This window comes from Aeromicrobium alkaliterrae, from assembly GCF_039529015.1.
Taxonomy (GTDB): domain Bacteria; phylum Actinomycetota; class Actinomycetes; order Propionibacteriales; family Nocardioidaceae; genus Aeromicrobium; species Aeromicrobium alkaliterrae.
On record NZ_BAAAME010000004.1, the window covers coordinates 572599 to 591648 of the forward strand.

Sequence of the window (19050 nt, forward strand, 5' to 3'; positions counted from 1 at the left end):
CCCGCGAGGGGCGGGAACTCACTCGCGAGCGGTCAGTCGGCGACGAGACCTTCGGCGGGGGCGATCCGTCCTGCGCGGCGGGCCGGCACGATGCAGGCCACGAGACCTGCGACCGCCGCCACGAGCACGACCAGGGCCAGCTGTCCGAACGGGATCACCATCGTGGCGTCCGGCACCGCGACGTCGACGACGGTGCGGACCCCGGCCCACGCGTAGCCGATGCCCAGCGCCGTGCCGAGCAGTCCGGCCGCCGCCGCGAGCAGCAGCCCCTCGACGCCGAGCGAGCGCCGCAGCTGGCCCCGCGTCAGGCCGAGCGCCCGCACCAGCGCGTTCTCCCGGCCCCGCTCCAGCACCGAGAGCCCCAGCGTGTTGCCGATGCCCGCCAGCGCGATCAGCACCGCGATGCCGAGCAGCCCGACGACCGCCCCGACGAGGATGTCGAGCTGCACGTCGACCCACCCGCGCCGGTCGAGCTGGTTGGCCAGCTCGGTCCCGCCGTCGCGGGCCACGAGGCCCAGGCTCCCGCCGAGCTCGTCCGCGTCGGCACCCGCATCGGCACGCGCCCACACGGCCTGCATCTCGGCCTCCGGCGTGAGCCGCTCGAGGGTCGCCGGGGCCACGACCAGCGCTCCGCCCCACCGGCTCGGCACCAGCCGCGTGGTCAGCTCGACCGCCCCGGACGCGCCGTCGAGCGTCAGCCGCTCCGGGATCTCGACCTCCCCGCCACGCTTGACGTCGTAGGGCACCAGGACCTCGTCGGGACCGACCGCGAAGGCCGCGCCGTCGTCGCGGGTCGCGACCATCGCGTCGTCGGTGGGCGCGAGGACCGCGACCTCGCCCAGGTCGCCCGCGGCCGCCGTCGTGCCCGGCACGCCGGCCGCGCTCGCGACGCCCGGGGTGGACGCGACCCTGTCACGCACCTCGGCCGAGACCGCCGTCGTCGACGACAGCACCAGGTCGACGGGGTACTCCGCGTCGAGCTCGGCCTCCATCGCGCTGCGCCCCGTGGCCATGACCGTCAGGACCGTCGCCGTGAGGGTGACCCCGACGAGCAGCGACGCCGTGGTGGCCGCGGTGCGACGAGGATTGCGCACGGCGTTGTCGACCGCGAGGCGCGAGGGCGCGCCCGTCCGACCGACGACCCGGCCGAGGAGCCGGATCACCGCCGGCACCACGACGGGCCCCAGGACCAGCACGCCGACGAACGTCGTGAAGCTGCCGAGGATCGCGAGCTGCACGTGCATCGACGAGGTACCGACGGCGAGGGGCACGGCACCCAGCGCGAGCACCGCGGACCCGAGCACGATGCGCCGGCGACCCACCGCGCTGCGGGCGTCGGTCGGCGCGTCGGGCCGCAGGGCCGCCAGCGGGCTGATCCGCACCACAGCACGCGTCGGCCACCACGAGGCGACGACCGTGACGACGACACCGGCGACGAACGCACCGACCAGCCACACCGGCGACCAGCTGACGGCGCCGATCCGCTCCGGTCCCGCGAACGCGCGCACCACGGCGGCGATGCCCCAGCCGCCGAGCGCGCCTCCGACGAGCCCGAGGGCCGAGGCGAGCACGCCGATCGCGAGCGCCTCGAGCCGCACCGCACGCAGCAGCTGGCGGCGCCGCGCGCCGACCGCGCGCAGCAGCGCCAGGTCACGCGCCCGCTGGGCGAACAGGATCGTGAAGGTGTTGGCGACCACCAGGATCGCGACGAACCCGGCGACCGCCGCGAAGACCAGCACGAGGTAGGAGACGACGTCGATGCCGTCGTTCACCTGGGCACGGCGTTCGTCGACGAAGGCCTCGGTGCTGCGCACCTGCGTGCCGACGGCCGCGGTCAGCGCCTCGGAGACCGCGTCGACCCGGTCGTCCGGCGCGTCGACGAGCACCGTGTCGGGCTGCGCGCTGGGCAACGTGCTCAGAGCCTCCCAGGTCAGGTAGACCGGGGCCGAGAGGAACGACGTCGGCTCGGCGAGACCGACGACGGTCACCTCGAGCGTGTCCGAGCCTGAACCGACGGTCAGGGTGTCCCCGACCTGGACCCGTCGTGACGTCGCCGCGCGCTCGTCGACGAGCGCCTCGTCCGGAGCACGGGGTGCGCGCCCCTCGGCGATGACCTGCCAGCGGTGGTCGGCGTCGGTCTCGACCGCGCCGATCGAGGTCTCCGCGTCGAGCTGGCGACCGTCGGCGTCGGTCAGCTGCTCCCACGCGCGACCGATCGTCCAGGCCGAGGCATCCTCGGCCTGCGCGACCCGCAGCGCCGCCTCCTGGTCCTCCGTCGAGGTGCCGTAGGACTCCCCCACGACGAGGTCGGAGGCCGCGTAGGGCGCGCCGACGCCCGCGTTGAGCCCCGAGCGGGCGGCGGACGAGAGCGCGTCGGTCGCGACGACGAATGCCACCGCGAGGCCGACCGCCAGGACGGCGGCGACGTAACGCCGCGTGTGCACGCGCAACGAGGCGAGCAGGACGGTCCTCATCGGGTGACCTCCAGGACCGGCGCGATCAGGGCCGCGGCGACGACCTCGGTCTCGGGCGACGCGAGGTGCTCGCGCACGCGACCGTCGGCCAGCACCACGACGTCGTCCGCGTAGGACGCGGCCTCCAGCTCGTGGGTCACCATCACGACCGTCTGGCCGAGCTCGTGGACGCCCCGGTGCAGCAGCCCGAGGACCTCCGCGGCCGTCTCGCTGTCGAGGTTGCCGGTCGGCTCGTCGGCGAAGACCAGGTCCGGCTCGCAGACGAGCGCCCGGGCGATCGCGACGCGCTGCTGCTGCCCACCCGAGAGCTCGCCCGGACGGTGGCCGAGTCGGTCGGCGAGGTCGAGGACCTCCACGACGTGGTCGAGCCGCGCGATGATCGCCCGGTCGATCCGTCGGCCGGCGAGCTCCAGCGGCAGCAGGACGTTCTGCCGCGCGGTCAGCATCGGCAGCAGGTTGAACGCCTGGAAGACGAAGCCCAGGTGGTCGCGGCGGAACCGGGTTAGGTCGTCGTCGCCGAGGCCCGTGATCGTCGTGCCGGCGATCGTGACGGTGCCGTCGGTGGGGCGGTCGAGTCCCGCGAGGCAGTGCATCAGCGTGGACTTGCCCGATCCGGAGCGGCCCATGACGGCCGTGAAGCGGCCTCGCGGCAGGTCGAGGTCGACCTCGCGCAGGGCGTGGACGGCGGTCGGGCCCGAGCCGTACGTGCGGGTCAGGCCACGCGCCGAGGCGGCGGGCGGGGGCGTGGACGGAAGGCTGTTCGGAGGGATCTGCGTCATGACCACGACGCTAGGAAGTTCCGGCGGGCCGATCGTCCGCCCGCGGGACCGTCCCGCGTCCACCCGTGGTCGTACGTCCGCGGCGCGGGTCAGCGCCCGGTCAGCCCCGCGTCGTACGCGAGGACGACGAGCTGCACGCGGTCGCGTGAGGCGGTCTTGGCCAGGAGCCGGCTGACGTGGGTCTTGACGGTGGCCTCGGCGACCACGAGGTCCGCCGCGATCTCGGTGTTGGAGCGGCCGGCGGCGACGAGCAGCAGCACCTCGCGCTCTCGCTCGGTCAGTGACGCGAGCTTGCGCTCGAGGTGCGCGCGGTCCGGCGCCGCCGCGGCGGGCTCGGGCTCGGGAGCCGCTCGGACGAAGTGCTCCAGCAGGCGCCGGGTCGTCGACGGCGCGACGACGGCGTCGCCCGCGTGCACCGACCGGATCGAGCCGAGCAGCTCCGGCGGGGCCGCGTCCTTGAGCAGGAAGGCGGACGCGCCGGCGCGCAGGGCGGAGAACGCGTACTCGTCGAGGTCGAAGGTCGTCAGCACGATGACGCGCGGGGCGTCAGCGGGGTCTGCGGCCCGTTCGAGGAGCCGTCGCGTCGCCTCGACGCCGTCGAGACGGGGCATGCGGACGTCCATCAGGACGACGTCGGCCGTCGTCACGGCGAGCAGCTCGAGGGCCTCGCCCCCGTCGCCGGCCTCGCCGACCACGACCATGTCGGCCTGGCTCTCGACCAGCATCCGGAAGCCCGCCCGCACCATCTGCTGGTCGTCGACCAGGAAGACGCGGATCGCGGGTGGCGTGGTGGCGCTCATCGGGTCCACCGTGCCGTGACGACCCAACCGCCGTCGTGGCCGGGTCCCGCGGTCAGTGACCCGCGGTGCACCGCGACGCGCTCCCCCATGCCCACCAGGCCGAGGCCGTCGGCCGTGGGCGCCTGCGCGCCACGGCCGGTGTCGGTGATCGTCACGACGACCGCCGAGCCGACCGTGACCTCGACGTGCACCTCGGCCGCCGTGCCCGCGTGCTTGCGCACGTTCGTGAGCGACTCCTGCACGATGCGGTAGACCGTGAGCGCCTCGGCCTCGGGCAGCTGCACGTCCGGGCCCGGGAGGTCCGCCGTGACCCGTGCTCCGGTCTCGCGGGCGAGGTCGATCAGCGCCGACAGGTCCGGCAGGCCCGGCTGCGGAGCGCGGCCGGACTCCTCCCCCGTCCGCAGCAGCCCCAGGAGGCGCCGCATGTCAGCGAGGGACGCGCGACCGGTCTCGGCCACGGTCTCGAGCGTGCGAGCGGCGATCGCCGGGTCCTTCGCCGCGGCGTAGCGGCCGCCGTCGGCCTGCACGACGATGACCGAGAGTCCGTGCGCGACGACGTCGTGCATCTCGCGCGCGATCCGCGCCCGCTCGCGGCCGGCCGCGAGGAGCACCCGCTGCTCGGCCTCGATCACGCGACGCTCGCCCTGCTCCACGAGGGCCTGGACGTAGGCGTCGCGGACCCGGCTCAGGGTGCCGAGCGCCCACGCGACGATCACGATCGCGCCGATCGTGAACGCGTACGGCACGTAGTCGGTGAGGTCCGGTCGCACGTACGAGGCGTAGGCCGTCTGGCTCCAGTCGACCGCTGCGACGACCGACCCGGCCAGACCCACCAGGAGACCGACGGCCCCGGCGAGGGCGCTGCCGTGGCGAGCGAGGTTGTAGAGCGCGACCGGGTAGGCCAGCTGGCTGACGATCGGGGTGTCGATCACGAGTGCCTGCACGACGCTCGCTCCGGCGATCGCGGCGTAGACGGCCACGGGGTGGTGGCGGCGCCAGATCAGGGGGATCGTCTGAGCCAGGCCGAGCAGGAGCCACGTCAGCGAGCCGGCCGAGGCACCGACCACGACGACCGAGAGGGCGAGGAGGGCCACGGGTCCGACGTCGAGCGCACGCCGCAGGCGCGGTCCCGGACGCCACGGCGCCCGTACCGTCGACTCCCGCTCGGTCGCGGTCCCGGTCCCATCCACCACGGCCCCGACCCTAGGCGAGCGGCCGACGCCCGTCGTCCACCCCCAGGATGACGTCCCCTCGCGAGTGAATTCCCGCCCCGTCGCGAGTGAGTTTCCGCCCCTCGGCGAGTGGATTCCCGCCCCTCGGCCGGGACCGCAGTCTCCTGTCCACAGCAGAACTCACTCGCGAAGGGGCGGAAACTCACTCCTGGTGGGGCGGGAATTCACTCGCGAGCGGTCGTTCAGGAAGGGGGATGAGGGTGCGGGCCCGCTGGCGGTCGGGCTTGCCGTTGGGGAGCATCGGGATCTCGTCGACCAGGACGACCGCGCGCGGAGCCCAGGTCCGGGGGTGGCCGGCCTCCTCGACCGCGTCGCGGAGGCGGTCGACCGCCAGGCCGTCGAGGCACACCGCATCGGCCGGCACGACGAGCGCGACGACCCGCTGCCCCCACTCCACGTCCTCCACGCCGACCGCGAGCGCGTCGTGCACGCCCTCGAGGTCCTGCAGCGCACTCGTGACTGCCGGCAGGGGCACGTTGACGCCGCCGCTCAGCACGACGTCGTCGGCCCGGCCGAGGATGCGCAGCTCGCCGTCGGTGATCTCACCGAGGTCGTTCGTGGCGAACCACTCCCCGGTGTGCGGGGCACCGACGTAGCCGTCGAACAGGACGTCACCGGCGAGCATGACCTGGCCGTCGTCGATCCGCACCCGCACGCCGTCGAGCGGGAAGCCGTCGTACACGCAGCCGCCGCAGGTCTCCGACATGCCGTACGTGCGCACGACGTGGATGCCGGCCTCCTCGGCCCGCGCCACGAGGGACGGCCGCACCGGTCCGCCGCCGACGAGCACGGCGTCGAGCGCTGCCCACGGCGCCGCCTCACCCGCCTCGAGCAGGCGGTGCAGCTGGGTCGGGACGAGCGAGGCGTACCGCCGATCGGCGGTGTACGCGTCGAGCGAGGTGACGGGGTCGATCCCGGTCAGCAACGACCGCACGACGACCTGGAGCCCCGCGACACCCGTCGGCGGAACGGCGAGCAGCCACTGCCCGGCACCCCCCAGGCGCTCGTGCGTCGCGGTGGCCGACGCCCGCACGGCGCGCGGGGAGAGCACGACGTCCTTCGGTCGACCGGTGCTGCCGCTCGTGCGGATCCAGAGCGGCTCGTCGCCCTCCAGCCAGTCGCGCAGGAGCGGGACGAGCTCGGTGACGTCGCCCGTGACGGGCTGGAGCGAGGCGCTCACTCCCCGTCCCACAGGTCGGGCACGTCCTCCTCGGCCGCACGGCGCTTCGCCTCGGCACGAGCCTTGTCGCGCTGCGTGATCTGGTAGGCCAGGGCTCCCGCCACGACGGCGACGGCTGCCACCCCGCCGTATCGGACCCAGCCGTCCTCCAGCGTCAGCGTGCCCCAGCCGAGCAGCACCGCGATGACGAGCAGACCCCACGGGAACGGTCGATCCATCCCGTCACGGTACCGAGGCCTGCCACCGGCGGTCGCGGCTGGCAGACTCATCCTCCATGACCGACGGCCCGACCTCCCCCACCGCGCAGCCGCCCCGGGGGTTCGCCCTGTGGCTCGCGGGCGCCCGGCCCCGCACCCTTCCCGCTGCGGTCGCCCCGGTGGCGGCCGGTACCGGCGCCGCCGTGCTGGCCGACGGCTTCGTGTGGTGGAAGGCGCTCCTCGCGCTGGGCGTCTCGCTCGCGCTGCAGGTCGGCGTGAACTACGCCAACGACTACTCCGACGGGGTCCGTGGCACCGACGACGACCGGGTCGGTCCGTTGCGGCTCGTCGGATCCGGCCTCGTGCCGGCTTCGCGGGTCAAGGCGGCCGCGCTCGGATTCCTGGCGCTCGGCGGACTGCTCGGGCTCGCCCTCGCCGCGACCACGACGTGGTGGCTGCTGCTGGTCGGTGCCGCGGCCCTGGGCGCCGCCTGGACGTACACCGGCGGCCCGTCGCCGTACGGCTACCGCGCGCTCGGCGAGGTCAGCGTCTTCCTGTTCTTCGGGCTCGTCGCCGTGGTCGGCACGACGTTCGTGCAGGTCGAGGAGGTGACGTCGGCGAGCGTCCTCGCCGGCGTCGGTGTCGGGGCCCTGGCGTGCGCGATCCTCGTGGCCAACAACCTGCGCGACATCGCGACCGACGTCCTCGCCGACAAGCGCACGCTCGCGGTGCTCCTCGGGGACCGGCGCACACGGGCGTTCTACGTCGTGCTGGTGCTGGTGGCCGTGGGGACCGCCGTGGCGCTCGCCGCGACCGAGACGCCGTGGGCCCTCCTCGCGCTGCTGTTCGCCCCGCTCGCCGTGCGAGGTGTGCGGGTCGTGACCTCCGGCGCGACCGGCCCGGCGCTGATCCCCGTGCTGCAGTCCACCGGCGTCGCCGAGCTCGTCTTCGCCCTGGGCCTGACCCTCGGCCTCTGCCTCGCCTGACCGCGCCCGCAGGACAAGTTACGGAGTCGGCACGGGAGATCGCCCTCGGGCACGCCGAATTTGCCGTGCCCGAGGTCCAGTCGCCGTGCCGACTCCGTAACTCGCCCTGGGGTCAGGGGTGGAGGCGGCCGGTGGCGTCGTAGTGGTCGAGGGCCTCGGCGAAGGGGGCCGGGTCGAGGCCGTGCGCGGCGACCCAGGCCGGGTCGGCGTGGCTGGCGCGGTAGCGCTCGCCCCCGTCGCACAGCAGCGTCACGATGCTGCCCGACTCGCCCGTCTCGGCCATGCGGGTGGCCAACGTGAGCGCCGCCCAGACGTTGGTGCCGGTCGAGGGCCCGACCTCGCGACCGAGCCGCGCCGACGTCCAGGCCATCGCCGCGAGCGAGGCGCTGTCGGGCACCTGCAGCATGTCGTCGATGACCCCGCCGACGAACGACGGCTCGATGCGCGGACGACCGATGCCCTCGATGCGGGAGGTCGTCGTGGTGGTGACGTCGGAGCGGTCGGTCTGCCAGCCCTCGTGGAACGCCGAGCCCTCGGGGTCGGCGACCAGCACGCGCGTGTCGTGCCGTCGGTACCGCACGTACCGACCGATCGTCGCGGACGTGCCGCCCGTTCCGGCACCCACCACGACCCAGCTGGGTACCGGGTGCGGCTCGGCCGCCATCTGCTCGAAGATCGACTCGGCGATGTTGTTGTTGCCGCGCCAGTCGGTCGCCCGCTCGGCGAACGTGAACTGGTCCATGTAGTGACCACCGCACTCGGCGGCCAGGCGTCGCGCCTCGTCGTACGTCTGCGACGACGTCTCGACGAAGTGGCAGCGGCCCCCGTGCCACTCGATCAGCGCGACCTTCTCGCGGCTCGTCGAGGCGGGCATGACAGCCACGAACGGCAGGCCGACCAGACGGGCGAAGTAGGCCTCGCTGACGGCGGTGGACCCGCTCGACGCCTCGACGACGGTCGAGTCCGGGCCGAGCCAGCCGTTGCAGATCGCGTAGAGGAACAGCGACCGGGCGAGCCGGTGCTTCAGGCTGCCCGTCGGGTGGACCGACTCGTCCTTGAGGTAGAGGTCGACGCCCGGGGTCGGGAGGGACAGCGCGTGCAGGTGGGTGTCGGCGCTCCGGTTGGCGTCGGCCTCGACGATGCGGACCGCCTCGGCGATCCAGGCGCGCTGGTCAGTCGACGTCTTCGGCACTGCGCGACTCCTCGATGCGCGCCGAGATCTTCTCGGCCCGCTCCTGCACCTGCTGGGCCAGGGCCTCGCGCTGCCGGGTCAGCAGCACGAACGCCAGCACCGAGGAGACCACCATCGCCACGAACAGGACCACGAGGTTCGTGAGCTCCTCGAACTTCACGAGGCCGAACCCGAAGCAGATCCCGGCCAGGACGGCGTACGTGGCGACGAAGAGTCCGAGGCGGGAGAGCGTGTAGGTCCAGAACGGCGACATGACGCCAGCGTAGTCAGGTCCTGTGCGACCGACGAATCTCTGGCGTCGTTCGCTACGGTGACCGCCATGGGCAAGTTCCTCCTGGCGGCTCTCGCGATCGTGCTCGTGATCTACGCGTTCTTCGACGCCGCCGCCACCCCCCGCAGCCAGGTCCGCGTGCTGCCGAAGCCGGCCTGGCTCGTGATCATCGTGCTGGTGCCCGTCGTCGGCGCCCTGGCGTGGATCGGGTTCGGCACCAAGCGCCTGCGCCCGGGCCCCGGCCGCCCGGCGCGCCCGCCGCGCGGACCCGACGACGACCCGGACTACCTGCGCGGGATCTGAGGGTCTCACGCCTCCCAGCGGAACAGCTTGGCCGAGACCGCCGCGAACACCGCGGCGAAGGCCAGCAGGATCACGATCGGCAGGACGATCGCCGACGGGCCCTGCTCGCGCACCATGACGTCGAGCATGCCCTGGTTGAGGTGCTTGAGCGGCAGGCAGTTGCTGACGACGCGCAGCCACGCGGGCGCGCCGTCGAGCGGGAAGAACGAGCCCGACAGGAACGCCATCGGCAGCACGATGAAGTTGGCCAGCCCGACCGCGCCCTCCTCGGTCTTGGAGACCGCGCCGGCGAGCATGCCGATCGAGAGGAAGGCGAGCGTGCCCGCCAGCAGCAGGGGCACCATGAGCGGCCACCAGCCGGACAGCTGGAGGCCGAAGGCCCCGACGCCGAGCCCGACGAAGATGACCGCCTGCACCATCGCGATGACGAGGCTGACGCCGACGCGGGCGAGCACGACCGAGCTGGTCGACACCGGGGCGAGACGCAGGCGTCGGAGCAGGCCGCTCTTGCGCCACATGACCAGGTTCGCGGCGGCCCCGAACGTGGCGCTCATCGCGACGGCCCACCCCAGGAGGCTGGGCGTGACGTACTGGATGGCCTCGAGGGAGTCGTCCTCGACCTGGCTGGCGGCGAACGTGAACGCCGGCGGCTGGCCCGTGGTCTGCTGGTAGACCGCCGTGTTGGCCTGCTGCACGATCGCCTGCATGACGCCCTGGATCTGGGCTCCGGCGACGGCGTCAGCGGCCGAGTAGTGCACCGTGACCTCGCCGTCGTCCTCGGTGACCACGGCGGTGGCGTCGCCGTCGCGCACCTTCTCGAGGGCGGCGTCGAGGTCGTCCTCGCGGGTGATCGAGATGGCCTGGTCGATGCTCTTGCGGGCCTCGGCGGGAGCGTCGTCGATGGCCGAGACCGTGCCGACCACGATGACGTCGGCGGCCTCGGCGTCGCCCTGGTTCGTGAAGATGCCGCCGAAGAGCACCAGGAACATCAGCGGGAAGGCGATGGCCCAGAACAGGGTCATGCGGTCGCGGACGAAGCCCTTGAACATCGCGACGGTGAGCGCCTTCAGCGGGCGGGCCGCCTTCGCGTCGCCGGCGCCTGCGTGGGCCGGCGCCTGGGTGCGGGTCTCGGGCTCGGTGCTGGTGCTCATGCGCGGTACTCCCGACCGGTCAGGTCGAGGAAGACGTCCTCGAGCGTGCCCTTGCTGACGCTGAGCCCCTCGAGCGCCTCACGGCGACCGAGCTCGCCGAGCACCGTGGCCGCGTCGCGCGTCTCGATGACCAGACCCGCGCTGCCGACCGCGACCGTCTGGACCCCGGGGAGCGCGCGGGCCTCGTCGATCGAGATGGCCTCGACGGCCAGTCCGATCCGGGTGGCTGCGTCGAGCCGGCGGATCAGGGTCGCCGGGGTGTCGAGCTGGAGGAGCTGGCCGTGGTCGACGATCGCGACCCGGTCGCACAGCTCCTCGGCCTCCTCCATGTAGTGGGTCGTGAGCACGACGGTGCGGCCCGACTCGTTGATGCCGCGCAGGACGTCCCAGAGGTTGCGGCGGGCCTGCGGGTCGAGCGCCGCGGTGGGCTCGTCGAGGAATACGACCTCTGGGTCGTGCACGAGCGCGCAGGCGATCGAGAGCCGCTGCTTCTGGCCGCCGGACAGGTCCTCGACCTGGGCCGTGGCCTTCTCGGTGAGCCCGACCTGCTCGAGCAGCTCGTCGAGGCGCGACGTGGGCACCCCGTAGATCGACCCGAAGGTCTGCAGCTGCTCGACCGCGGTGAGGCGCTCGAAGAAGGCCGACGACTGCAGCTGCACGCCGATGCGTCGCTGCAGGTCGGGCTCGCGCCTGGCCGGGTCACGGCCGTCGATCGCGACGCGCCCCTCGGTGGGCTCGCGGAGCCCCTCGATGGTCTCGAGCGTCGTGGTCTTGCCGGCGCCGTTGGGGCCGAGCAGACCGAAGAACTCTCCGGGCTCGACCGTGAAGCTGATGTCCTCGACCGCGGTGACGGCGCCGTAGCGCATCGTCAGGTGGTCGACCTCGATCCGTACCCCCATGCCCACGAACCTAGTGCGTCCCGCCGACATCGCGCGTCAGCCGAAAGTCGGATGCGTGGGGCACGGCCGGGGCACGCCTCAGCCGACCGAGGTTTCGAGGCTCACGCCCTAGCGGGCGATCGCACCTCAACCACCGGTGTCAGGGGTTACTTGGCGTAGCTGTGCAGGCCAGGGACGAAGATGTTGACGCCGTAGTAGCTGAACAGGAACGTCGCGAACCCGATCAGCGCGATGATCGCGGCGCGACGGCCGCGCCAGCCGGCGGTGGCGCGGGCGTGGAGGTACCCGGCGTAGACGACCCAGGTGATGAACGCCCAGACCTCCTTGGGGTCCCAGCCCCAGTACCGGCCCCAGGCGTAGTGCGCCCAGATCGGCCCGGCGATCAGGGCGCCGAAGGTCCACAGGACGAAGCCGACCGCGTGCGTGCGGTAGGCGAGGCGGTCCATCGCGGCGATCGCGGGGACGCGACGCAGGATCGGCCCGACGTTGCCGCGCAGCTCGGCCCGCTCCTTGAGCAGGTAGAGCAGCGAGGCGGAGGCACCGACGAGGAACAGGGCCCCGGCGATCATGACCGCGGCGACGTGGATCACGAGCCAGTAGGAGTGCAGGGCCGGGACGAGCGGACCGGCCGGCACGTACGCCGACCAGGCCAGGCCCAGGATCGCCAGGCCGAAGCCGGTGACGATCGGGGCGATCCACTGGACCGACGTGATGCGCACGAGCACGAGGTAGACGACCAGGGCGATCGAGACGCCCGTCAGGCCGAACTCGTACATGTTGCCCCACGGCACGCGGTTCGAGGCCATGGCGCGGGAGACCACGCCGGCCACGAGCAGGCCTGCGGCAACCACCGTGAGGGCGATGCCGATGCGGCTCAGCACCGCGCTGCGCGGTTCCACGTCGTCGTCGGACTCGGCCACCGCGACCGCGGTGTCACCACCGCCGACCGCCACCGAGGCCGGGACGACGGCCTCCTGACGGACGAACAGCAGCTCGGCCAGGTGGGCGAGGAAGGCCAGCGCGAGCACGATCGTGCCCGAGGCGACCGCGTAGTTCGAGAACTCGGCGTAGTCGGCAGCGGTCATGGCTTCTCCTGGGGCTCGATCTCGTCACGCAGACGGTCGATGAAGGCAGTGAGGTCGTCGGGCAGGTCGTCCCGGGGGACACGGTCGAGCGCGGCGACTTCCACCACGGTACGTGAGCCGTCCGAGGTCGCGCGGACCCAGGTGCGGCGCGGACGGATGAACAGCGACAGCACGAGGCCGCCCAGGCCGACGGCGACGCCGCCCAGCGGGACCCCGGCGAGCGGCGACGAGCTGATCTGGAACCGGGCGAACTGCTCGAGCTCGGTGAACTCCACGACCGTGCCGTCGGGCAGGGTCGAGGACTGTCCCGGCTGCAGCTCGATGCGGAACGGGTCGCCGTTCTCGTCGAGGACCTGGGTCATCTTGCTGGTGTCGAGCACGTACACCGACTGGGGCGTGCCCTCGTCGAGGCCGAGGTCGCCCGTCCACGCCTGCAGCGCGATGTACGGGTTCGCGGCGGCGGGGAAGATCGAGATCGAGGCCGCGTCCTCGGCGGTGCGGGCCGCGGTGGGCAGGAAGAAGCCCTGCATGCCCAGCTGCTCGGTGCCGATGTCCGGCACCTTCACGACGCCGCCGGAGGTGTAGGTCGCGTCCTCGGGCAGGAACGGCACGGCCTCGTCGAAGACGACGTTGCCCTCCGGGTCGGTCACCTTGATGACCGGCGAGTACCCCTGGCCCACGAGGAAGAGGTCGGTGGACCCGATCGAGAGCGGGTGGTTGACCCGGATCGAGAAGTCCTCGTCGTCGCCGTCGAGCCCGTCGCGATAGGTGCCGTTGGCCTCGAAGAGGCGCGGGGCACCCCGCTGCGGACCGTCGCCGGTGTCGAACTCGGCGATCAGGTCGTCGAGCTCGAGCGAGAACGGCGGCAGGCTGTCGGGATCGAACCACGTGCCCGAGGTGAACTCGTCGTACTGGGTCAGCACGTTGGAGAAGCGGTTGCCCTCCGTGACGATCACGGCGCCGCGGTAGCCGATCAGCGAGCCGACGGCCACGCCGACGAGCACGACGACGACGCTGATGTGGAACACGAGGTTGCCGAGCTCGCGCAGGTAGCCGCGCTCGGCGCGCAGCTCACCGCGCGGTCCGCCGTCGCCGTCCTCGCTGACCACGTCGACGCGGGCGCGCCCCACGACCCGGCGGGCGGCAGCCAGCACGGTGTCGACGTCGGCCGTGGTCTCGAAGGAGCCCGAGGCCGGCATGCGCTCGAACCGGCGCGGGGCCTTGGGGGGCCGTGCGCGCAGGGCCCGCAGGTAGATGCGGGTGCGCGGCACGATGCAGCCGATCAGCGACGCCATCAGCAGCAGGTAGATCGCGCTGAACCAGGGCGAGCTGTAGACGTTGAAGGCGCCGAGGCGGTCGAGCCACGGCGAGAGGTCGGGGTTGCGGATGCGGAACGCCTCGACGGCGCGGGCGTCGACCCCGCGCTGCGGCACGAACGAGCCCGGCAGCGACGCGACCGCGAGCAGCAGCAGGAGCAGGAGGGCGGTGCGCATCGACGTGAGCTGCGCCCACATCCAGCGCAGGAACTCGAGGTTGCCGAGCGCCGGCGCCGGCCCCTTGTTCCGTCGGTTGTTCTTCGGCATCAGAACTCCTCCCCAGCCACAGGCCGAGCGAAGCGAGGCCGGCGCCCAGGCGCAGCCTGGCAGCGGCGAGGAACGAGTCGCTGGACGCGCGAAGCGCGGCGCCTCACAGGGCCGCTCCGAATCCGCCGGCCCAGCTCTGCAGGTCGATGATCAGCGAGTCCCACCAGCCGGTGACGAGCAGGACGCCGACGACCAGCAGCAGCACGCCGCCGGTGACCTGGATCGCGCGCTGGTGGCGCCGGACCCAGCCGGTGGTGCGGGTGAACCGCGCGAAGCCCAGGGCCGCGAGCACGAACGGCACGCCGAGACCGAGGCAGTAGACCGCGGTGAGCATCGCTCCGCGGCCCGCGGTGGCCTCGTTGCCTGCCAGCGCGAGCACGGCACCCAGCGTGGGGCCCACGCACGGCAGCCAGCCCAGGCCGAAGAACACGCCGAGCACGGGCGCGATCGCGATGCCCACGGCCGGCACGGCGTGCACGCGCCACTCGCGCTGCATGCGGGGCACCAGGCCGAGGAAGACGATCGCCATCACGATGATCAGCGCCCCGGCGACGATCGAGAACGTGCGCTGGTGCTCGGCCAGGCGCAGGCCGAACGACCCGAACAGGGCGCCGCCGGCGACGTAGATGGCGGAGAACCCGAGCACGAACAGCACCGCACCGAGCACGATGCGGGGGCGGCCCTCCCGGTCGAGGTCCTGCACCCCCACGCCCGAGACGTAGGACAGGTAGCCCGGCACCAGGGGCAGGACGCAGGGAGAGAAGAACGAGACGAGCCCGGCCACCACGGCGACGGGGATCGCGATGAGCATCGAGCCGGAGAGGGCCGTCTCGCGGAGCCACTCGTCCACTACGCGCCCTCGGCCTCGGCGAGCAGGTCGTCGATGATGCCGCCGAGCGTGGAGGCGTCGACCTCGTCGAGGATGCGGGCCGCGACCCGGCCCTCGGCGTCGATGACCCACGTCGTCGGGATGGCCTGCGACGGGAGCGAGTCGACGAAGCGGAGCTCCAGGCTGCCGCCCTCGTCGGAGAAGCTGGGGTACGTGATGCCGTAGGTCGTGTTGAAGGCCTTCGCCGCCGCGTCCTTGCTGCGGTTGACGATGCCCAGGAACTGGACGTCGTCGGCGTAGGCCTCCGACAGCTCCTGCAGCACGGGGGCCTCGGCGCGGCACGGCGGGCACCACGAGCCCCACACGTTGACGACCGTGACGGTGCCGGCGAAGTCCTCGCTGGAGAGGTCCGCGCCGTCGAGGTCGGTGCCGCTCAGGACCGGCGCCGGCTCACGGTCGGCGGGGTCGATCGTCGTGACGGTGCCGTCGGAGCTGACGTAGCCACCGGTGGACCCACCGGTGCCGGCACCCTCGCACGCGCCCACGAGCGCCAGGACGAGGACCGAGGCCGCGGCGAGGGCCCACCGGACGCGCCGGGGTCGGTTCGCGATCGTCATGCGCCGCCGGTGAACTGGCCCTTGAGCTCCTGCGGGAGGAGGTCGGCGGCCGGCTCGGCGTAGCTGAAGCCCGTGTACTCGTCGCCGTCGAAGGTCAGGCTCGTGATGCTGGCGAGCGTGCACTGACGCTTGCGCGGGTCGTGGACGAAGGAGTTCTGCTCGTACGCCTGGCGCGCGATCCAGACCGGCAGCTGGTGCGAGACGATGACAGCCTCGTGGCCGCGGGCGGCCTCGCGCGCGTCGGCGACGGCGGCCTGCATGCGGGCCGCGATCTCCTTGTACGGCTCGCCCCACGACGGGCGGAACGGGTTGCGCAGCATCCACCAGTTCTTGGGGTGCCGGAACGCCTTGGGGCCGGCACCGACGGTGCGACCCTCGAAGAGGTTGTCGGCCTCGATGACCCGGTCGTCGGTCGTGATGGGCGCCTCGAGGATCTTCGCGAGCGGCTCGGCGGTCTGCTGGGCGCGCTCGAGCGGCGACGCCACGACGTGCACGATCTCGTTCTTGGCCAGGAAGTCGGCGGCGCGTGCGGCCATCTGGTGGCCCAGGTCGCTGAGGTAGAACTCCGGCAGCCGGCCGTACAGGACGCCGCCCGGGTTCTCGACCTCGCCGTGTCGCATCAGGTGCACGATCGTTCGGGTGCTCATGGTGTCCTCGGGTCGCTCGGGGGCAGGTCAGGCAGGCTGGGCCGCAGCCGCGGCGCGGGCAGCACCGGGCAGTGCCTCGATGATTCTAGAGAGGGCTTCCTCGTCGTGGGCCGCCGAGACGAACCAGGCCTCGAACGCGCTGGGCGGCAGGTACACGCCGGCGTCGAGCATCGCGTGGAAGAACGGCGGGTAGCGCCAGGCCTCCTGCGCCTGCGCGCCCGCGAAGTCGCGGACCTCGTCGGTGCCCCAGAAGACGCTGAACATCGTGCCGGTGCGCTGGACCGCGTGGCGGACGCCGGCCGTGGTCAGCGCCTCGCCCACCGCGGCCTGCAGGCGGTTCGAGACGTCGAGCAGGTGCTCGTACACCGCGGGGGTCGCGAGGCGCAGCGTCGTCAGTCCGGCGGTCGTGGCGACGGGGTTCCCGGCCAGGGTTCCGGCCTGGTAGACGGGCCCGGCGGGGGCGAGCAGATTCATCAGCTCGGCGCGGCCACCGAAGGCGGCTGCGGGGAACCCGCCGCCCATGACCTTGCCGAACGTCATGAGGTCGGGGGCCCAGCCCTCGACCGCGCCGTCGAGGCCCCACTGGCCGTGCCGGCTGGCGCGGAAGCCCGTCATGACCTCGTCGCTGATGAGCAGCGCGCCGTTCTGGCGGCAGGTCGCGGCGAGGAAGGCGTTGAAGCCCGGCTCCGGCGGGACGACACCCATGTTGCCGGGGGCCGCCTCGGTGATGACGCAGGCGATGCGGTCGCCGAGCTCGGCGAAGGCCGCGGTCACCGCGTCGCGGTCGTTGTAGGGCAGCACGACGGTGTCGGCGGCGACGTGGGCCGGGACTCCGGGGGTCCCGGGGATGCCGAGCGTCACGACACCCGAGCCGGCCTCGGCCAGCAGCGAGTCGACGTGGCCGTGGTAGCAGCCCGCGAACTTCACGACGGTGTCGCGACCCGTGGCGCCGCGCGCCAGGCGGATCGCCGACATCGTGGCCTCGGTGCCCGAGGACACCAGCCGCACGCTCTCGACGGGGGTGCGCGCCACGATCTCCTCCGCGAGGGCGACCTCCGGCTCGCTGGGCGTGCCGAACGAGGTTCCGCGGCTGACCGCGTCGGCGACGGCGGCGAGCACCTCGGGGTGGGCGTGGCCGAGCAGCATCGGGCCCCACGAGCCGACCAGGTCGACGTAGTCGTTCCCGTCGACGTCGGTCAGCCAGGCCCCCGACCCCGACCGCATGAAGCGCGGGGCTCCGCCGACGGCGCGGAAGGCACGGACCGGTGAGTTGACGCCACCGGGCGAGACGGCGAGGGCACGCTGGAACAGCTCCTGGGACCGGATCACGTCAGACACGGCGCCCAGTCTCCCAGTCGATCCTGAGGGCAGCCTGGGCCGCCTCTCCCCCGAGCGCACCTCCTCCGCCCGAAGGACGCCGCTCGTCCCCCGCACGGGGGGTGCGGGCCGTAACCCAGGTCACATAGAGTCGTTGTACTGATGCCGCTCGCATGGCGGATCGACGTAACATCCGGTTACCATGCGAGCGGGGGGACCTCGAGGGCCGAGGTCGTTGGACCGGAGGGAATTCGATGCGGGCTGGAAAGCTGACCCGGTGGCAGAAGGCCGGCGCGCTGGTGCCGATGGCCGTGCTCGTCGGCGCGTGGGGCGTGGCCCTGGCCAACTCCGGACTCGCGTCCGCGGCCGGCGACGGCAGCGACGGCGCTGACGTCCCGTCGGTCCCGAGCACCGCGTTCGACGACCCCGCCAGCGTCCAGGAGGCCCCCGCGGGCATCGACCCGCGGGCCGGCACCGAGGGCACCGTCGCGACCCTGTCGACCGACGGCATCCCGAACGCCGCGCTCTCCGCGTACAAGCGGGCCGAGACCCTGCTCGCGCAGGCCGACGCCTCGTGCCGCCTGCCCTGGAACCTCGTCGCCGCGATCGGCCGTGTGGAGTCCAACCACGGCCGCACCGCCGGCAACCAGCTCGACGCCAAGGGCACGGCCTCGCCGGGCATCTTCGGCCCGCAGCTCAACGGGTCCAACGGCACCGCCAAGATCAACGACACCGACTCGGGCACGCTCGACCAGGACGCGGTGTTCGACCGTGCGGTCGGCCCGATGCAGTTCATCCCGGGCACCTGGAAGGCCGTCGGCGTCGACGCCGACAACGACGGCGTCAAGAACCCGCAGAACATCAACGACGCCGCCACCTCGGCCGGCATCTACCTCTGCGCCGGCACGGGCGACCTGAGCAACCCGACCGACCTCCGCTCGGCCGTGCTGCGCTACAACCGCTCCGAGGCCTACGCCGACACCGTCATCGCGATCTCGGCGGCCTACGCGCAGGGCAACTTCACGCAGTCGCCCAACAACCTCACCTCCTCGAGCCCGCTGGTGCAGCGCAGCTCCGACCAGTCGATCTCGGCCGACCAGCGCCAGGCGGCGGTCGTCGAGGAGAACACCGCGGCGAACCCGCCGGCGGGTGGCGGCACGCCCACCAACCCGGGCGGCGGCTCGAGCAACCCCGGCGGCGGCGGCGGCAGCACCGGTGGCGGTGGCACCACGGCGCCCACGTCACCCGGCGGCGCCGGCGGCTCGGGCAGCACCACCGGCCTCGTCGGCGGACTCGTCAGCGACCTCACGGGCCAGCCCGCGGCACCCGGTCAGCCGGCTGCCCCGCCGCTCTCGAACACGCTGGGCTGGCTGGAGGCCAAGACGATGTGCCTGGCCACCGGGCTCTCGGCGCTCGACGTCGTCGGCCTGCTGACCTGCATCACCGACCTGCTCGCGTAGCAGCGCGCGCCACCACGACGCCCCCGCCGGCTCTCCGGCGGGGGCGTC

The 19050-nt window shown here is 73.1% G+C and carries 19 protein-coding genes; 3 read left to right on the top strand and 16 right to left on the bottom strand.

What is annotated here, in order from left to right; genetic code table 11:
- Nucleotides 1-32: 32 nt before the first annotated feature.
- From ABD127_RS10865 to ABD127_RS10890, 6 genes are all read right to left on the bottom strand, one after another.
- Nucleotides 33-2474 (bottom strand): FtsX-like permease family protein, encoded by a 2442-nt coding sequence (locus tag ABD127_RS10865; protein WP_344201146.1) that lies wholly within the window; start codon nt 2472-2474, stop codon nt 33-35.
- Nucleotides 2471-3253, bottom strand: a complete 783-nt coding sequence (locus ABD127_RS10870; protein WP_344201148.1) for an ABC transporter ATP-binding protein — start codon at nt 3251-3253, stop codon at nt 2471-2473. The genes ABD127_RS10865 and ABD127_RS10870 overlap by 4 nt, the downstream gene beginning before the upstream one ends.
- A gap of 89 nt (nt 3254-3342) precedes the next feature.
- The gene (locus tag ABD127_RS10875) at nt 3343-4053 is read right to left on the bottom strand and encodes a response regulator (protein ID WP_344201150.1); all 711 of its coding nucleotides are present in this window, start codon (nt 4051-4053) and stop codon (nt 3343-3345) included.
- Nucleotides 4050-5246, bottom strand: a complete 1197-nt coding sequence (locus ABD127_RS10880) for a sensor histidine kinase (RefSeq protein ID WP_344201152.1) — start codon at nt 5244-5246, stop codon at nt 4050-4052. The genes ABD127_RS10875 and ABD127_RS10880 overlap by 4 nt, the downstream gene beginning before the upstream one ends.
- A 181-nt stretch (nt 5247-5427) precedes the next feature.
- Nucleotides 5428-6465 (bottom strand): AMP-binding protein, encoded by a 1038-nt coding sequence (locus ABD127_RS10885; protein ID WP_344201155.1) that lies wholly within the window; start codon nt 6463-6465, stop codon nt 5428-5430.
- Nucleotides 6462-6683 (bottom strand): hypothetical protein, encoded by a 222-nt coding sequence (locus tag ABD127_RS10890; RefSeq protein WP_344201158.1) that lies wholly within the window; start codon nt 6681-6683, stop codon nt 6462-6464. The genes ABD127_RS10885 and ABD127_RS10890 overlap by 4 nt, the downstream gene beginning before the upstream one ends.
- A gap of 56 nt (nt 6684-6739) precedes the next feature.
- Here ABD127_RS10890 and ABD127_RS10895 point away from each other — a divergent pair, with 56 nt between their 5' ends.
- Nucleotides 6740-7648, top strand: coding sequence for a 1,4-dihydroxy-2-naphthoate polyprenyltransferase (locus ABD127_RS10895; RefSeq protein ID WP_344201160.1), 909 nt, complete (start codon nt 6740-6742; stop codon nt 7646-7648).
- Between the two features lie 112 nt (nt 7649-7760).
- Here ABD127_RS10895 and ABD127_RS10900 read toward each other — a convergent pair whose 3' ends face one another.
- Both ABD127_RS10900 and ABD127_RS10905 read right to left on the bottom strand, forming a co-directional pair.
- Nucleotides 7761-8840: a PLP-dependent cysteine synthase family protein gene (locus tag ABD127_RS10900; RefSeq protein ID WP_344201163.1), complete on the bottom strand. Its 1080-nt coding sequence runs from the start codon at nt 8838-8840 to the stop codon at nt 7761-7763.
- Nucleotides 8821-9093, bottom strand: a complete 273-nt coding sequence (locus tag ABD127_RS10905; protein ID WP_344201166.1) for a DUF4229 domain-containing protein — start codon at nt 9091-9093, stop codon at nt 8821-8823. The genes ABD127_RS10900 and ABD127_RS10905 overlap by 20 nt, the downstream gene beginning before the upstream one ends.
- Nucleotides 9094-9159: 66 nt before the next feature.
- Here ABD127_RS10905 and ABD127_RS10910 point away from each other — a divergent pair, with 66 nt between their 5' ends.
- Nucleotides 9160-9414 (top strand): PLDc N-terminal domain-containing protein, encoded by a 255-nt coding sequence (locus ABD127_RS10910; RefSeq protein WP_344201169.1) that lies wholly within the window; start codon nt 9160-9162, stop codon nt 9412-9414.
- Nucleotides 9415-9419: 5 nt separating this feature from the next.
- Here ABD127_RS10910 and ABD127_RS10915 read toward each other — a convergent pair whose 3' ends face one another.
- The 8 genes from ABD127_RS10915 to hemL form a co-directional block, all read right to left on the bottom strand.
- Nucleotides 9420-10565 carry an ABC transporter permease gene (locus tag ABD127_RS10915; protein WP_344201172.1) on the bottom strand — a complete coding sequence of 382 codons (1146 nt, stop codon included), beginning with the start codon at nt 10563-10565 and terminating at the stop codon, nt 9420-9422.
- Complete coding sequence (locus ABD127_RS10920; RefSeq protein ID WP_344201174.1) at nt 10562-11464, bottom strand: ABC transporter ATP-binding protein; 903 nt, start codon at nt 11462-11464, stop codon at nt 10562-10564. The genes ABD127_RS10915 and ABD127_RS10920 overlap by 4 nt, the downstream gene beginning before the upstream one ends.
- 146 nt (nt 11465-11610) lie before the next feature.
- A complete protein-coding gene (gene ccsB / locus ABD127_RS10925) occupies nt 11611-12549 on the bottom strand; it encodes a c-type cytochrome biogenesis protein CcsB (protein WP_344201177.1) in 939 nt (312 codons plus the stop codon).
- The gene (gene resB, locus ABD127_RS10930) at nt 12546-14132 is read right to left on the bottom strand and encodes a cytochrome c biogenesis protein ResB (RefSeq protein WP_344201180.1); all 1587 of its coding nucleotides are present in this window, start codon (nt 14130-14132) and stop codon (nt 12546-12548) included. Before resB ends, ccsB begins: the two co-directional genes overlap by 4 nt.
- Nucleotides 14133-14235: 103 nt before the next feature.
- Nucleotides 14236-14943 (bottom strand): cytochrome c biogenesis CcdA family protein, encoded by a 708-nt coding sequence (locus tag ABD127_RS10935; RefSeq protein WP_344202612.1) that lies wholly within the window; start codon nt 14941-14943, stop codon nt 14236-14238.
- A gap of 38 nt (nt 14944-14981) precedes the next feature.
- Nucleotides 14982-15578 carry a TlpA family protein disulfide reductase gene (locus ABD127_RS10940; protein ID WP_344201183.1) on the bottom strand — a complete coding sequence of 199 codons (597 nt, stop codon included), beginning with the start codon at nt 15576-15578 and terminating at the stop codon, nt 14982-14984.
- Nucleotides 15575-16225: a histidine phosphatase family protein gene (locus tag ABD127_RS10945; protein ID WP_344201186.1), complete on the bottom strand. Its 651-nt coding sequence runs from the start codon at nt 16223-16225 to the stop codon at nt 15575-15577. Before ABD127_RS10945 ends, ABD127_RS10940 begins: the two co-directional genes overlap by 4 nt.
- Before the next feature lie 27 nt (nt 16226-16252).
- Complete coding sequence (gene hemL, locus ABD127_RS10950; RefSeq protein ID WP_425545822.1) at nt 16253-17572, bottom strand: glutamate-1-semialdehyde 2,1-aminomutase; 1320 nt, start codon at nt 17570-17572, stop codon at nt 16253-16255.
- Nucleotides 17573-17796: 224 nt separating this feature from the next.
- Between hemL and ABD127_RS10955 the strand changes: the two genes are divergently transcribed.
- Entirely contained in the window at nt 17797-19002 is a 1206-nt protein-coding gene (locus ABD127_RS10955) for a lytic transglycosylase domain-containing protein (protein WP_344201192.1), read from the top strand.
- The last annotated feature ends 48 nt before the right edge of the window (nt 19003-19050 follow it).

What these genes read in the sequence shown, in the direction of transcription:
- ABD127_RS10865 (WP_344201146.1), bottom strand. Translation starts at nt 2,474, where the DNA reads ATGAGGACCGTCCTGCTCGCCTCGTTGCGCGTGCACACGCGGCGTTAC.
- ABD127_RS10870 (WP_344201148.1), bottom strand. Translation starts at nt 3,253, where the DNA reads ATGACGCAGATCCCTCCGAACAGCCTTCCGTCCACGCCCCCGCCCGCC.
- ABD127_RS10875 (WP_344201150.1), bottom strand. Translation starts at nt 4,053, where the DNA reads ATGAGCGCCACCACGCCACCCGCGATCCGCGTCTTCCTGGTCGACGAC.
- ABD127_RS10890 (WP_344201158.1), bottom strand. Translation starts at nt 6,683, where the DNA reads ATGGATCGACCGTTCCCGTGGGGTCTGCTCGTCATCGCGGTGCTGCTC.
- ABD127_RS10895 (WP_344201160.1), top strand. Translation starts at nt 6,740, where the DNA reads ATGACCGACGGCCCGACCTCCCCCACCGCGCAGCCGCCCCGGGGGTTC.
- ABD127_RS10905 (WP_344201166.1), bottom strand. Translation starts at nt 9,093, where the DNA reads ATGTCGCCGTTCTGGACCTACACGCTCTCCCGCCTCGGACTCTTCGTC.
- ABD127_RS10910 (WP_344201169.1), top strand. Translation starts at nt 9,160, where the DNA reads ATGGGCAAGTTCCTCCTGGCGGCTCTCGCGATCGTGCTCGTGATCTAC.
- ABD127_RS10915 (WP_344201172.1), bottom strand. Translation starts at nt 10,565, where the DNA reads ATGAGCACCAGCACCGAGCCCGAGACCCGCACCCAGGCGCCGGCCCAC.
- ABD127_RS10920 (WP_344201174.1), bottom strand. Translation starts at nt 11,464, where the DNA reads ATGGGGGTACGGATCGAGGTCGACCACCTGACGATGCGCTACGGCGCC.
- ccsB (WP_344201177.1), bottom strand. Translation starts at nt 12,549, where the DNA reads ATGACCGCTGCCGACTACGCCGAGTTCTCGAACTACGCGGTCGCCTCG.
- resB (WP_344201180.1), bottom strand. Translation starts at nt 14,132, where the DNA reads ATGCCGAAGAACAACCGACGGAACAAGGGGCCGGCGCCGGCGCTCGGC.
- ABD127_RS10935 (WP_344202612.1), bottom strand. Translation starts at nt 14,943, where the DNA reads ATGCTCATCGCGATCCCCGTCGCCGTGGTGGCCGGGCTCGTCTCGTTC.
- ABD127_RS10940 (WP_344201183.1), bottom strand. Translation starts at nt 15,578, where the DNA reads ATGACGATCGCGAACCGACCCCGGCGCGTCCGGTGGGCCCTCGCCGCG.
- ABD127_RS10945 (WP_344201186.1), bottom strand. Translation starts at nt 16,225, where the DNA reads ATGAGCACCCGAACGATCGTGCACCTGATGCGACACGGCGAGGTCGAG.
- ABD127_RS10955 (WP_344201192.1), top strand. Translation starts at nt 17,797, where the DNA reads ATGCGGGCTGGAAAGCTGACCCGGTGGCAGAAGGCCGGCGCGCTGGTG.